The 13,429-nt window shown below is 69.5% G+C and carries 13 protein-coding genes; 9 read left to right on the top strand and 4 right to left on the bottom strand.

The genetic code is table 11. The features are described from left to right. The first annotated feature begins 38 nt into the window (after window positions 1-38). The 7 genes from JL100_RS33320 (at window position 39) to JL100_RS33290 (ending at window position 5,829) form a co-directional block, all read left to right on the top strand. A complete protein-coding gene (locus tag JL100_RS33320) occupies window positions 39-1,562 on the top strand; it encodes a tripartite tricarboxylate transporter permease (protein ID WP_228421722.1) in 1,524 nt (507 codons plus the stop codon). An 11-nt stretch (window positions 1,563-1,573) separates the two neighbouring features. Next, a complete protein-coding gene (locus tag JL100_RS33315) occupies window positions 1,574-1,759 on the top strand; it encodes a hypothetical protein (RefSeq protein ID WP_202684688.1) in 186 nt (61 codons plus the stop codon). Between the two features lie 86 nt (window positions 1,760-1,845). Continuing rightward, window positions 1,846-2,535: a CBS domain-containing protein gene (locus JL100_RS33310; RefSeq protein WP_202684689.1), complete on the top strand. Its 690-nt coding sequence runs from the start codon at window positions 1,846-1,848 to the stop codon at window positions 2,533-2,535. 100 nt (window positions 2,536-2,635) lie between these two features. Continuing rightward, complete coding sequence (locus JL100_RS33305; protein ID WP_202684690.1) at window positions 2,636-3,082, top strand: GNAT family N-acetyltransferase; 447 nt, start codon at window positions 2,636-2,638, stop codon at window positions 3,080-3,082. Between the two features lie 14 nt (window positions 3,083-3,096). Continuing rightward, complete coding sequence (locus tag JL100_RS33300; RefSeq protein ID WP_202684691.1) at window positions 3,097-3,843, top strand: sulfite exporter TauE/SafE family protein; 747 nt, start codon at window positions 3,097-3,099, stop codon at window positions 3,841-3,843. 75 nt (window positions 3,844-3,918) lie between these two features. Next, window positions 3,919-4,434 carry a MarR family winged helix-turn-helix transcriptional regulator gene (locus tag JL100_RS33295; RefSeq protein WP_202684692.1) on the top strand — a complete coding sequence of 172 codons (516 nt, stop codon included), beginning with the start codon at window positions 3,919-3,921 and terminating at the stop codon, window positions 4,432-4,434. 111 nt (window positions 4,435-4,545) lie between these two features. Beyond that, window positions 4,546-5,829 carry a DUF2254 domain-containing protein gene (locus tag JL100_RS33290; protein WP_202684693.1) on the top strand — a complete coding sequence of 428 codons (1,284 nt, stop codon included), beginning with the start codon at window positions 4,546-4,548 and terminating at the stop codon, window positions 5,827-5,829. Between the two features lie 165 nt (window positions 5,830-5,994). On the opposite strand, the gene rocD is transcribed toward JL100_RS33290, so the two are convergent. Both rocD and rocF read right to left on the bottom strand, forming a co-directional pair. Next, window positions 5,995-7,227: an ornithine--oxo-acid transaminase gene (gene rocD / locus JL100_RS33285; protein ID WP_202684694.1), complete on the bottom strand. Its 1,233-nt coding sequence runs from the start codon at window positions 7,225-7,227 to the stop codon at window positions 5,995-5,997. Between the two features lie 27 nt (window positions 7,228-7,254). Continuing rightward, a complete protein-coding gene (rocF, locus tag JL100_RS33280; protein WP_202684695.1) occupies window positions 7,255-8,238 on the bottom strand; it encodes an arginase in 984 nt (327 codons plus the stop codon). Between the two features lie 115 nt (window positions 8,239-8,353). On the opposite strand from rocF, the gene JL100_RS33275 reads away from it, so the two are divergent. Next, on the top strand, window positions 8,354-8,800 hold the full coding sequence (locus JL100_RS33275; protein ID WP_202684696.1) for an Lrp/AsnC family transcriptional regulator: 447 nt from the start codon (window positions 8,354-8,356) through the stop codon (window positions 8,798-8,800). Window positions 8,801-9,030: 230 nt separating this feature from the next. Here JL100_RS33275 and JL100_RS33270 read toward each other — a convergent pair whose 3' ends face one another. Next, window positions 9,031-11,013 carry a BTAD domain-containing putative transcriptional regulator gene (locus tag JL100_RS33270; RefSeq protein WP_202684697.1) on the bottom strand — a complete coding sequence of 661 codons (1,983 nt, stop codon included), beginning with the start codon at window positions 11,011-11,013 and terminating at the stop codon, window positions 9,031-9,033. Between the two features lie 194 nt (window positions 11,014-11,207). On the opposite strand from JL100_RS33270, the gene JL100_RS33265 reads away from it, so the two are divergent. Next, a complete protein-coding gene (locus JL100_RS33265) occupies window positions 11,208-12,020 on the top strand; it encodes a class I SAM-dependent methyltransferase (RefSeq protein WP_202684698.1) in 813 nt (270 codons plus the stop codon). Between the two features lie 174 nt (window positions 12,021-12,194). Here the strand turns inward: JL100_RS33265 and JL100_RS33260 are convergent, their stop codons facing one another. Beyond that, a complete protein-coding gene (locus JL100_RS33260) occupies window positions 12,195-13,238 on the bottom strand; it encodes a glycosyltransferase family 4 protein (RefSeq protein ID WP_202684699.1) in 1,044 nt (347 codons plus the stop codon). Between the last annotated feature and the right edge of the window lie 191 nt (window positions 13,239-13,429).

The raw sequence follows: 13,429 nt of genomic DNA, 5'->3' as shown, positions 1-13,429 counted from the left end.
CGCTCCCCCGAGGGCGGCGGCCAAGGTGGAGGGGTGCCTTGGAAGCTTTGATGAATCTGATGCATGGCTTCGGCGTTCTCGCCGACCCCATGAACATCGTCTACATGTTCGTCGGCATCACGCTGGGCGTGCTGATCGGCGTGCTGCCCGGGCTGGGCGGGGCCAACGGGGTCGCGATCCTGCTGCCGCTGACCTTCAGCATGTCGCCGACCTCGGCGATCATCATGCTGTCGTGCATCTACTGGGGAGCCCTGTTCGGCGGCGCCATCACCTCGGTGCTGTTCAACATCCCGGGCGAGCCCTGGTCGGTCGCCACCACCTTCGACGGCCATCCCATGGCCCAGCAGGGCCGCGCCGGCGAGGCGCTGACGGCGGCCTTCACCTCCTCCTTCTTCGGCGCCTTCCTGGCGGTCATCCTGATCACCTTCCTGGCCCCGGTGATCGCCGGCTTCGCGCTCCGCTTCGGGCCGGCCGAGTTCTTCGCGGTCCAGCTCCTGACCTTCTGCAGCTTCGTCGGCATGGGCAAGGAATCGCCGTTCAAGGTGCTCACCGCCATGATGCTCGGCTTCGCCCTGGCCGCGGTCGGGCTCGACACCGTCACCGGCCAGCTGCGCATGACCTTCGGCACGGTCGAGCTGCTGCGCGGGTTCGACTTCCTGATCGCGGTCATCGGCCTGTTCGGCATCGGCGAGATCCTGCTGACCATGGAGGAGGGCCTGGCCTTCAAGGGCAAGTCGGCCAGGATCAACCCGGCGGTCGTGCTGCAGACCTGGAAGCAGCTGCCCAAGTACTGGGTCACCGCGCTGCGCGGCTCGATCGTGGGCTGCTGGATGGGCATCACGCCGGGCGGCGCCACGCCGGCCTCGTTCATGAGCTACGGCCTGGCCAAGCGCTTCTCGCGCAACGGCGCCAAGTTCGGCACCGGCGAGATCGAGGGCGTGGTGGCGCCCGAGACCGCGGCGCACGCGGCGGGCACCAGCGCGCTGCTGCCGATGCTGACGCTCGGCATCCCCGGCTCGCCGACCGCCGCGGTGCTGCTGGGCGGGCTGCTGATCTGGGGCCTGCAGCCCGGCCCGCTGCTGTTCGTCGAGCAGAAGGAGTTCGTCTGGGGGCTGATCGCCAGCATGTACCTGGGCAACGTGGTCGGCCTGATCGTGGTGCTGACCACGGTGCCGCTGTTCGCCTCGATCCTGCGCATCCCGTTCAGCATCATCGCCCCGATCATCATCGTGATCTGCGCGGTCGGCGCCTACACCGTCCACAACGCCTTCATGGACATCGCCGTCATGCTGGTGTTCGGCGTGCTGGGCTACGTCTTCAAGAAGCTGTCGTACCCGCTCGCCCCGCTGGTCCTGGCATTGGTGCTCGGTGACATGGCCGAAAGCTCGTTCCGCCAGGCCATGCTGCTGTCCCAGGGCGACCTCGCCATCTTCTGGTCCAACCCACTGGTCGGCTCCATCGTGACCCTCGCCCTCGCCATGCTGTTCTGGCCGGTCATCTCCCTCGCGATCGCCCGGCTGCGGCAGCGCCAGGGGACCGGGACCGCGGCCTCCCTCAAGTGATCGCGGTGCGCATGACCATGCCCCGGCCCATGGCGGAGGAGGGTATCGCGGGCGGCCTCGCCCCAGGCTACCCCGACAGGGCGGTGGAGGCGGGACGCGGCCCGGTCGTACTCTCGAGGGTCGCGCCGATCGAACCGCCGACCAGGAACACGGCCGAGGCGCTGCACATACGCAAGGGCCGCGATTTTCTCGACTGACGGTCCGGCCCCGCCGGCCGGGCGCCGCTCCACGTCACCCGGTCCGCGGCAACCGGAAAAGACAGTCCCAGGAGGAAGCAAGAGCCATGCAAGCGAAAGATATCATGACCTCCCCCGTCATCACCGTCGGCCCCGACGTTCCCGTCGCGCAGGTCGCGGCGCTGCTGCTGGAGAAGCGGATCAGCGGCGTGCCGGTGGTCGGCCCGGATGGCCGGCTGCTGGGCATCGTCAGCGAGGGCGACCTGCTGCGCCGGGTGGAGACCGGGACCGAGCGCCGCAAGCCGAGCTGGCTGGAGATGCTGATCGGCCAGGGCAGCAACGTCGGCGACTTCATCAAGTCCCACGGGCTCCATGCCGGCGACGTCATGACCCGCGAGGTGGTGGGCGCGGCACCGGATGCCAGCCTCCGCGATCTCGCCGAGCTGATGGAGCGCAACGGCATCAAGCGCGTGCCCATCGTGGAGGATGGCGGCCTGGTCGGCATCGTCAGCCGCGCCAACCTGCTCAAGGGCCTGGTGGAGGACCGGGCGGGAGCTCCGGTGCAGAGCAGCGACGAGCAGATCCGGACCGGCCTCGCCGACCTGCTGCGGCGCGAGTCCTGGGTCGACCATCGCCGGATCAACGTCGTCGTCACCGACGGGACCGTCCAGCTCTGGGGCTCCGTCGAGAACGACGAGCAGCGCCGCGCTCTGGTGATCGCCGCCGAGAGCCACCCGGGCGTCCGCTCGGTCGAGGACCACCTGACGGCCAACTGGTTCACCAACGAGGCGGGATGAGCGGAGGGCGCATGAGGGGGCTTGCGGGCACTCTGGTATCTGGTATACGGTATCCCACTAACAAGAACCAGACCTAACCAACCGGAGGAAAATGCCCGCCATGGAAGGACAGGAATTCACCATCACTTTCGCCGGCAACGATGCGGATATCGGTGCCAGCTTCCCGGTGATGCAGGAACTGAGGACCCAGTACACGGACCTCGGCGCCTACCGCGACCAGATCCGCCGCCAGATGGACGACGGCTACAATCTGGCGCTTCTGTGGTTCAACGGCGAGGTGGCGGGCTGCGCCGGGTTCCGCGTCCACGAGACCCTGTCGCGCGGCAAGTATATGTATGTCGAGGATTTGGTGACCTCGGCCAAGCAGCGCTCGCACGGCTTCGGCGACAAGCTGTTCGACTGGCTGCAGGCCCAGGCGCGCGAGCGCGGCTGCGCCCAGATGGAGATCATCTCCGGCGTCCAGCGCGGTGACGCGCACCGCTTCTACCACCGCAAGCGCATGACCATAAAGGCGTTCCAGCTCGTCCTGCCGATCAAGGCCGACTGACGCGGGTCACGCCGATGCTATCCATCGGGCTTCTGGTGCTCGCGGCGTTCGCCGCCGGGGTGGTCAACGCCATCGCCGGCGGCGGAGCCTTCATAACGTTCCCGGCCCTGGTGTTCGCCGGCGTCCCGCCGGTGCTCGCCAACGCGTCCAGCACGGTGGCGCTGTTCCCGGGGCAGGCGACCAGCGCGCTCGCCTACCGGCGCGACATCCTGGGGATCACCGAGTTCAGCCTGCCGGTCTTCGTGGGCCTCAGCCTGGTCGGCGGGCTGATCGGGGCGCTGCTGCTTCTCTACACCCCCAACGCGGTGTTCGCCGACCTTGTGCCGTGGCTGATGCTGTTCGCCACCACCGTCTTCGCGGTCGGCAACTTCGCGCCCAAGGGCGTCTCCGCCCGGATGAGGCTGTCGGGAACGGCCGTGCTGGCGGCCCAGTTCGTCATCTCGATCTATGGCGGCTATTTCGGCGGCGGCATCGGGTTCCTGATGCTGGCGGCGCTGACCCTCTACGGCATGCGGGACATCCACGCGATGAACGGGATGAAGATCCTGTTGGCGACCCTGATGAACGCCGCCGCGGTCGCCGCCTTCGTCCTGGCCGGCGCGGTCCACTGGACCGTGACGATTCCGATGGTGGTCGCCTCCATCCTGGGGGGCTACGCGGGAGCCCGCGGCGCCCGGAGGATCGACCAGAAACTCCTCAAGCTCCTGGTCGTCGGCATCGCCGGAGCCATGACGGTGTACTTCTTCTGGCGTCAGGCGTGAGGGCTCCGGCCGCTCGACAGAGGATTGAACGGAAAGGACCCATCCGGCTATGCTCCCGATCGAAGGGAGCATCGAATGCCAAGAAGTCCGTCAACCGCAAATCCCAGTGCTCCGAAAGAGACTGATCAGCTGGCCGCGACGCCGGAGGAACTCAACCTCGACAGCCTCGCCGGCGTGGCGGCCTTCCATCTGCGGCTCGCGGCCGAGGCATCCCAGCAGGCGTTCAACCGGCAGATCGAAGCGATCGGACCCAGCGTGCCCTACCGGATCGGGCACTACACGGTGCTGCGGCTGATCGCCAACAATCCGGGCGTGACGCAGACCGCGGTCAGCACGGCGGCCGGCCGGGATAAATCGACTCTGACCCCTTTGTTGAACGACTTCGTGCGCCGGGGACTGGTCCGGCGCGAGACGATCTCGTCCGACCGGCGCAGCTATGCCCTGACCCTGACGCCGGAGGGCGAGGCGGCCCTGGCGGCCCTCGCCAAGGCTTCGCGGGCCCACGGCGCGGAGCTGGACCGGATCATCGGTCCCGAGAACAAGGCGGACTTCATCCGCATCCTGCGCCGCATCAAGGAAGAGCTGGGCTGAGGGCCGTCCGCCCGCCGGGTACCGGCGGGCGTCGGGCCGGCGTGCCGTTGTGACCGGAAGCCTGTTAGCGGGGCAGATCGGGCACACTCCGCCGCAAGGACCAGCACCGCGATGCACGGCAAACTGTTCAACCTCTGGGACAAGGTCCATACCGGCCTCTGGCTCGTCCCCTCGGCGATGGTTCTGCTGGCCGTCCTGCTCAGGTGGGCCGCCTACCAGGTGGACATGGTCTTCTCGGACGAGGAGGCGCTTCGGACCTGGTGGCTGCACAGCGGCAGCGGCGACGACGCCCGGAACCTGCTCTCGACCCTCGTGGCCGCCCTGATCACGATGGCGAGCGTGATGTTCTCGATCACGATGGTCGTCCTGACGCTGGCCGCGACGCAGTACGGCTCCCGCCTGGTGCGGACCTACATGGCCGAACCCCGCACGCAGGCGGCGCTCGGCACCTTCGTCATGACGATCGTGTACTGCCTGCTGGTCCTGCGCACGGTCGAGAAGGACATGCCCTCGGCGGCGGTGCCCCATGTCTCGGTGAGCCTGGGCCTGGGGCTGGCGTTCGCCTGCATCCTGGTGCTGCTGTTCTTCCTGCACGCGGTGGCCCGCTCGATCATCGCCGAGACGGTGATCCGCCGGGTTTCCGGCGACCTCGAGAACAGCGTCCGGCGCATGCTTCCGGCCGCCGAGGCGGAGCCGGCCCGCGACGCCGCGTTGCCGGAGGATTTCGACGCCCGCGCGGGCGTCGTGACGGCCGACAACGAGGGTTACGTGCAGTCGATCGACTACGAGAGCCTGCTCGAACTCGCCGCGAACCACCGCGTCCTGATCAGGTTCGACTACCGTGCCGGCGAGTTCATGTGCCGAGGCGGCTGGCTCGCCTTCGTCTATCCCGGCGACGATCTGAACGGCGAGATCGAGAAGGGTGTCCGGGAGAACGTCCTGATCGGGGACCGGCGCACCCCCGCGCAGGATCTCGAGTTCTCGATCCGGCACCTGGTGGACATCGCGCTGCGGGCCCTGTCGCCGGCCATCAACGACCCGAACACGGCCATGGCGGTCGTCGACCGCCTCCGCGGAGCCCTGGCGCAGGCCTTGGACAAGAGGCTACCCACCACCATCCGCCACGACAGCGGGGGGATCCTGCGCATCGTCGGCGACGACACCGGTTTCGACGGGATCTTCGACGCGGCGTTCCACCAGATCCGCCAGGCCGCCGCCACCCATCCGGCCGTCGTCATCCACATGCTGGGCGCGGTTTACCGTCTCGCGGAGCATGTCCGCACAGCGGACCAGTACCACGCCCTGCTGCGCCATGCCGAGTTGATCGCCGCCGCCGGCCTCTCCCGGGCCGAGGAGCCCCGCGACCGCGCCGACATCGACGGCGCCTTCGCCTAGGCCAAGCGCAAGCTGCAGCGGACCCGGAGCATCCATTGGGATGCGGCCGGGTCCGGACGGGAGGACGGGGAGAAAAGCGTGGTGGTCAAGTGGAGAGGGCTGCCATCCCCTCCGTGACGCTGCGGTCGTCCCGAAGGCAAAGGCCCGGCCGCGACGGTACCGGTATCAAACTTCCGCCAGCACCGGCGCGATCCGCTCCAGCGCCCAGTCCACCTCGTCGCGGGTGATGACCAGCGGCGGGGCGATGCGGATGGTGTGGCCGTGGGTGTCCTTGGCCAGGATGCCGCGCGCCCGCAGGGCCTCGCAGAAACGCCGGGCGCCGCCCGCCTCGGGATGCAGCTCGACCGCCAGCATCAGCCCCCGGCCGCGCACCTCGCGCACCGCGCCGCTCTTCATCCCCTCCAGCTGCCCCTTGAAATAGGCGCCAAGCCCGGCCGAGTTCTCGATCATGCCCTCCTCGACCAGCGCCTTCAGGGCGGCGCGGGCGACGGCGCAGGCCAGCGGGTTGCCGCCGAAGGTGCTGCCGTGCTGGCCCGGCTTGAGCACGCCCAGCACCTCCGTGTTGGAGAGCACGGCCGAGACCGGATAGAAGCCGCCGGACAGGGCCTTGCCGATCAGGGTGACGTCGGCCTCGATCCCCTCGTGCTCCTCGGCCAGCAGCCGGCCGGTGCGGCCCAGGCCGGTCTGGATCTCGTCCAGGATCAACGTGACGTTGTGGGCGGTGCAAAGCTCGCGCACGCGGCGGAAATATCCCGGCGGCGGGATGATCACGCCGGCCTCGCCCTGGATCGGCTCGACCAGGAAGCCCACGGTGTTCGGCGTGATCGCGGCATGGAACGCCTCCGCGTCGCCGAACGGCACCACCCGGAAGCCCGAGGGGAACGGGCCGAAGCCGCCCCGCGCGTCGGGATCGGTGGAGAAGCCCACGATGCCGATGGTCCGGCCGTGGAAATTGTCGGAGCAGACGATGATCTCGGCCTGCCCCTCGGGCACGCCCTTGACCTCGTAGCCCCACTTGCGCACCGCCTTGATCGCGGATTCCACGGCCTCCGCCCCGCTGTTCATGGGCAGGATCTTATGGGAATTGGTCAGCGCCGCCAGCTCCTCGTAGAACAGCGCCAGCTGGTCGTTGCGGAAGGCGCGCGAGGTCAGGGTCAGCTTGCCCGCCTGCTCGACCATCGCCGCCAGGATCTTCGGATGGCAGTGGCCCTGGTTGACCGCCGAATAGGCCGACAGGCAGTCCAGGTAGCGGTTGCCGTCGACGTCCCACACCCAGACCCGCTCGCCGCGGGTCAGGACGACGTCGAGCGGCTTGTAGTTGTGGGCGCCCAGCGAGTGCTCGATCTCGATCAGGCCGGCGCTCCGGGACAGGGCGTCGGGGCTTGTGGCGATGGTCATGGGTCGGTCTCCTCGCGGCTGGTTCGTTCAGGCGACGCGGATGCGCCGCGCCGGGCGGTCGATGATGGTCCGGCCGAACAGGCTGGCGGCCAGTTCGGTCAGCAGGCGGGCGCTCTTGCCGCGCTCGTCCAGGAAGGGGTTCAGTTCGACGATGTCGAGCGACCCGACCAGCCCGCTGTCGTGCAGCATCTCCATGATCAGGTGCGCCTCGCGGTAGGTGGCGCCGCCCGGCACCGTCGTTCCGACGCCGGGCGCCAGGCCGGGATCGATGAAATCCACATCCAGGCTGACATGCAGGTGGGCCTTGCCGCCGTCGATCCGGTCGAGCATCCGCTGCAGCGGGATCGAGACTCCGGATTCGTCGATCGCCCGCATGTCCGACACCTGGATGCCGTGCGCCTGGACCGCCTCGCGCTCGGTCGGGTCGATCGAGCGAAGGCCGAACAGGTGGACGTTCCCGGCCTTGACCGGAACGAAGGGCCGGTCGCCCAGCAGGGGCCGCAGGCTCCGGTCGCCGCAGGCGAAGGCGACCGACATCCCGTGCATGTTGCCCGAGGGCGTCGTCGCCGGGGTATTGAAATCGGCATGGGCGTCGAGCCAGAGCACGAACAGCTCCCGGCCCTCTTCCCGGCAATGGCGGGCGATGCCGCTGACCGTGCCCATGGACATGCTGTGGTCGCCGCCCAGGAAGATCGGGAACCCGCCGTCCCGCGCCATCAGGTAGGCATGGTCGTGGATCAGCCGGGTCCAGGCGGCGATGTGGCCGAGGTTGCGGCACGCGGCGGCGTCGGCCGGGGCCATGCCGATGTCGCCGACGGGGGCCGGGTGCGGCAGGTCGCCGTGGTCGGCGACGTCATGGCCGAGTTCTGCCAAAAGGGCCGGCAGGCCGGCGGTGCGGAGCGCCGCGGGACCCATCACTGAGCCGGCCTCGCCGGCGCCCAGCTCCAGCGGGATACCCAGCAGCGATACCCTCGCCGATCGCCGGGGTTTGCCCGAATCCGTCCAACCCATGTCCCATCCGCTCCGATCGCCTGAACCGGAGACGAGGATGACGGCGCGGCATGCCAACAAACAGCCAGAGATGTGCTAAGCTTCGCGAGTTCATCCAGCATTTCGCCAGAGTTGCATGACGGATCGCCAATCTCCCGCGTCGCTCGACGCGACCGACCGCCGGCTGATCGAGCTTCTGCGCGACAACGCGCGCCTGCCGACCGCGACGCTCGCCCGGCATCTCGGCGTGTCGCGCGGCACGGTGCAGAACCGGATCGACCGGCTGATGCGGGACAGGGTGCTGCTCGGATTCACCGTCCGCCTCGCCGCCGACGCCGGGGCCAGCCCGGTCCGCGCCATCGCCTCGCTGGAGGTGCGGTCGAGCGATCACCGCTCGGTGCTCGGCGCTCTGAAGCGCATCCCCGAGGTCACCCGCGTCTATTCGACCAACGGCCGCTGGGACCTGGTGGCGGAGATCAACACCGCCGACCTCGCGACGCTGGACCGGGTCCTGACCGAGATCCGTTCCAACCGCGCCATATCCCACTCGGAAACCAGCATCCTGCTGGCCGAGGTCGCGTGACGGCATAGTTTGAAAGTACTTGGAGCGGTACCCGATCAGGTCGATCCGCATCCGGCCTGCCTTGTCCGAAGCCGGCATGGAATGAAGAAAATCGGCCACAGATGACGGCGATATCCTCAGATGATCCGGTCCGTATCTTTTGTCCATCGCCGTAATCTGTGGCAACAACCTGAATTACCGGTGCGTTGGGCCGCGACGAATGGAACAGGTCGACCCGGTGGGAAACCGCTCTAGACCGGAATGCCGATGCCCGGCCCGACCCGGCGGACCAGGTCGGCCACCGCCGGGCGCAGCGTGCCGAACGCCGTCAGGAAGTCGCCGCAGCGGTAGGACGGCGCCGCGGCCCTGATCCGCCGGGCATGGACCCGCGCCTCCTCGTGGCGGTCCGCCAAACCGTCGCAGAAGGCGGCGATGGCGTGGATATGGACATGGGCGTTGGGCCGGCGCGCCGCCCGTTCGCCCCACTCCGCCGCCTGGGCATAGTCCCCCAGGTTCAGCCAGGCCAAGGCCCGCGCGCCCAGCATCGCGAACAGCAGCGGGTCGAGCGGGCTCAGCCGCTGCGCCAGCTCGACAGCCTCGAGGGCGGCCCGGGCGTCGCCGCCCTGCGACTGGACGAAGGCGATGGAGTAATGGCCAAGCGCGAAGTTCGGGTTGAGATCGACCGCGAGCTCCAGCTCCTCCACCGCGTGGTCCTGGCGCTTCAGGAGCCACAGGGCGCGCCCCAGCACCCAATGGGTCGTCGGGTCCCGGTCATCCAGGGCGACGCTCTGCTCGGCGAAGCGATAGGCACGATCGGCCTCGCGGCGCCAGTCGCCGGACCGGTGCAGGAAGGCGTCCTGGAAATGGGTGAACGACAGGCCGGCATGGGCGCGGGCGTTCAGCGGGTCCATCGTCAGCGCCCGCTGGAAGAAGCCTCGCGCCGTGTCGTTGTCGCCGCGGGTGAACCGGAACATGTGCCACAGGCCGCGGTGGCAAGCTCCCCACGCATCCAGCCGCTCGGAAGGCCAGGCCAGGGACCGCCGGATTTCCGCCGCTTCGATCTCCGTCTCCAGAACAGCGGTGATCCTGGTGGTCAGCTCCTCCTGGACCGCGAACAGGTCGTCCAGCCGTCTTTCCAGCACATCGCTCCACATCACGGTCTCGCTCCCGGCGTCCACCAGGGCGATCGTCAGCCGCAGCCGGCGGTCATGGGTTCGGACCGTGCCGGTGACCAGGTAGCGCGCGCCGAGCGCCTGGCCCAGGGTGCGCGGGTCGATCCCGACGCCGCGGAAGCGGAAGGACGAGCCGGGGGCAATGACGAACAGGGAGCGCAGCCGGGACAGCCGCGACAGGATGTCGTGGGCGAGGCCGTCGGCGATCCCGCCCCCTTCGGCCGGCCCGTCCAGGGTTTCGAAGGGCAGCACCGCCAGCGACGGCTTGCCCGGAAGTCCCGAGAGCTCCGGCCCGGGGGAGGCCGCGGGCTCCGGGGCCGCCGGCACGGCGCAGGTCTGGCCGCGGATGCTGCGCAGCAGTTCCACGGTCCGCTCCTCCGGTTCGGCGTCGAGCCAGCGGCGCACCGCCTCGGCGCAGGCATGGTATTGCAGGATCGCGTCCGAACGCCGCCCGGCCCGCGCATGGCCCCGCATCAGGCTGCGGTGCGCCTCCTCGCAGGCGGGGTCCAGGACCAGCCAGCGCTCAGCCGCCGAGGCGGCGCCGTCCCAATCCCCCCGCTCCTCGCAAAGCGCCGTCAGGCGGGCGAAGACGCCGCCCGCGATCCGTGCGATCCGGGCGCGCTCGCCCGCCAGCCACAGGTCGAAATCCTCCGAGCCGGTCTCCTCCCCCGGCAGGAGGGGTCCGACGCACAGGACGGCGGCGGCGCGCAGGGCCTCGGGAGTGGCCTCCCGGGCCAGCCGCTCGACGGTCGGCGCGTCCACCCGCTCCTCCGGCAGGGCGGCCGCGACCGAATCGTTATCGCAGCGGATCAGGTCTCCCCCCACCCGCCCGCCGAGGCGGCGGAGTTCCATCAGGCTCTGGCGGAGGCAGTGCCGGGCGCTCCGGCCGTCGCGGTCCGGCCATAGAAGGCCGGCGAGGCGTTCGCGGGAGACGGGGCGCGCCGCGTTCAGCGCCAGATAAGCGAGCAGCAACCGCATCTTCCGCCCCGGCACGGCGACCTCGCACCCGCCCGCGTCGGCGAGCGAGAAGCCGCCCAGCAAACGAAGCGTCGGTCCGTCCATCGCGCCCTCCGGGGGAGCCTGCCCGAGAATCGGACCATAGCAGGCCGGGCCACGGCTGTCGCAGGCGCTTACGCCCGACGGGATCATCCCCCGAAAGAGACCGCCTCCTGACGCCCGCCTGACGCCTCGCCGGACGCGCGGCCGACGCCCCCGCGCGATCCTTCCCGCCGGAAGCCGAAACCGAGGAGCATGCCATGACCATCCAGACCACTCACGTTCCCGCCATCCAGCCGCACAACGAGCGTGCCGCCTCCGTCTGGAGCTCGGGCGGGCGCGACTACGAGGAGATCATCCGCGGTGTCTATGACGGCATCGACGCGACCGTCGCCGCCCTGGCGCCCCTGCCGGGCGAGCGCATCCTGGACGTCGCGACCGGCACCGGCATCACCGCCCGGGCCTGCGCCCGGCGCGGCGCCCATGTCACCGGGATCGACATCGCCGCCGGCCTGCTGGACGCGGCGCGCGGCCTGTCGGACGGGCTCGCGATCGACTACCGGCTGGGTGACGCCGAGGCCCTGCCGGTGGCGGATGCCGGCTTCGACGCGGTCGTCTCGACCTTCGGGGTCATGTTCGTCAGCCGGCCCGAGGCGGCGGCCGACGAACTCGCCCGCGCGTGCCGGCCCGGCGGACGGCTGGCGCTGGCGACCTGGACGCCCGACGGCTCGATCGCCGAGATGTTCGCGGTGATGCGCCCCTACATGGCGGCCCCGCCCGCCGTGTCGCCGTTCGACTGGGGCCGCCCGGAGCGGCTTCGGCAATTGCTGGGCGACGCCTTCGACCTGACGATCCGGGTCGAGACCAGCCACTATGTCGAGACCGGCGGCGAGGCGGCCTGGAACACCTTCGTCACCGGCTACGGCCCGACCCGCACGCTGGCCGCCAGCCTCGACGACGAGCGCCGGGCCGCGCTGAAGCGCGACTTCGTCGCCTTCCACGAGCGCTACCGCGAAGGCCAGGGCATCCACGTGCCCCGCACCTTCGTGCTGACGCTCGGCACGCGGAGATAGGGGAATCCTAAGTGCGGGACCCGGTCAGATTGACCCCGCCGGGTCAGCCGGGCCGTTGCGTTGGGCCACGGCCCAACCTACGCTCGACAAACCGCATCACCTCCGCCCTGCATCAAACCGCAGGTTAGGCCGTGGCCCAACGCATCGCGACGAGCTGAACCGACCGGGTCGACCTCAGTCCCGTCCGCCGGCCAGCAGGCGCCGGTAGATCGCAACGTAGTCGGCGGCCATGCGGGTGTCGGTGAAGCGTTCCTCGAAGCGGCGGCGGACGGCGGCGCGGTCCAGGTCGGAGATGCGGCCCACCGCCTCGACCGCCGCCTCCAGGCTGGTGACGGCGAAGCCGGTGATGCCGTCCTCCACCACCTCCGGCACCGCGCCGCAGCGGTAGGCCACCACCGGGGTGCCGGTCGCCATGGCCTCGATCATGACCAGCCCGAACGGCTCTTCCCAGTCGATCGGGAACAGCAATGCGCGCGCCTTGCCCAGGAAGCCGTCCTTCTCCGCGTCGTTCAGCTCGCCGACGACCTCGACCAGCGGGTTGTCCAGGTGGGGCCGGACCCGCTTGTCCCAATAGGGGCGGTCCTGGTCGTACAGGGTCCCGGCGAGCTTGATCGGCATTCCGGCGGCCAGTGCGATCCGGATCGCCTCGTGCGGCTGCTTGGTCGGCGAGAAGCGGCCGATGAAGGCCAGATACCCTCCGGGGTCGGGATTGAAACGGTAGAGATCCGCCGGAATGCCGTGGAGCACGGTTCCCGCCCAGTTCGCGTTGGGCAGCGGCAGGCGCTGGCGGTCGGAGATGGACACCAGCGGCATTTCCGGAACGGCATCGTACAGGATGCGCATGTCCGGCCCGCCCAGCGGCATGTGGAAGGTGGTGACGGTCCGGTCGGCGACATCCATGAAACAGGGAAAATGCATCCCCTCCTCGTGGAAATGGATGATGTCGAACTCTTCCAGGTGCCGGCGGACCAGCGCGAAATGGGCGGCGAAGTGGGGCAGCGCGTTGGTCACCTGGCTGCCGTTCAGCGCCGTCGCCCGCGACGCGACCAGGCGCGCCGAGGTGACCGCGTCGCCGCAGGCGAACAGGGTGACGTCGTGCCCGGCGGCGACCAGCGCCTCGGTCAGGTACGAGACCGCCCGTTCCGTTCCGCCGAAGCGGGTCGGTGGAATCGGGAAGATGATGGAACCTACCTGGGCGATTCGGAGCGGGCGCGGCATGGCATCGGTCTCGGCTGTCGGGGAAAATTGAGCGAGGGGGCTATGCCGCCCGCACCAGGGCTGGAAAACTCATGTTCGAACCGAGCTATGGCGAACCGAGCCGGGGGGTGGAAAATATACGCGATGAAATACTCATGAACTCCACCATCAGTAGATTATCGGAAGCCTTCAGGTCAATTGAAATCCCGGAA

This window comes from Skermanella mucosa (assembly GCF_016765655.2).
Lineage (GTDB): Bacteria > Pseudomonadota > Alphaproteobacteria > Azospirillales > Azospirillaceae > Skermanella > Skermanella mucosa.
The sequence above is the reverse complement of the archived record's forward strand: the minus strand, read 5'-3'. Positions and strand labels throughout refer to the sequence as shown.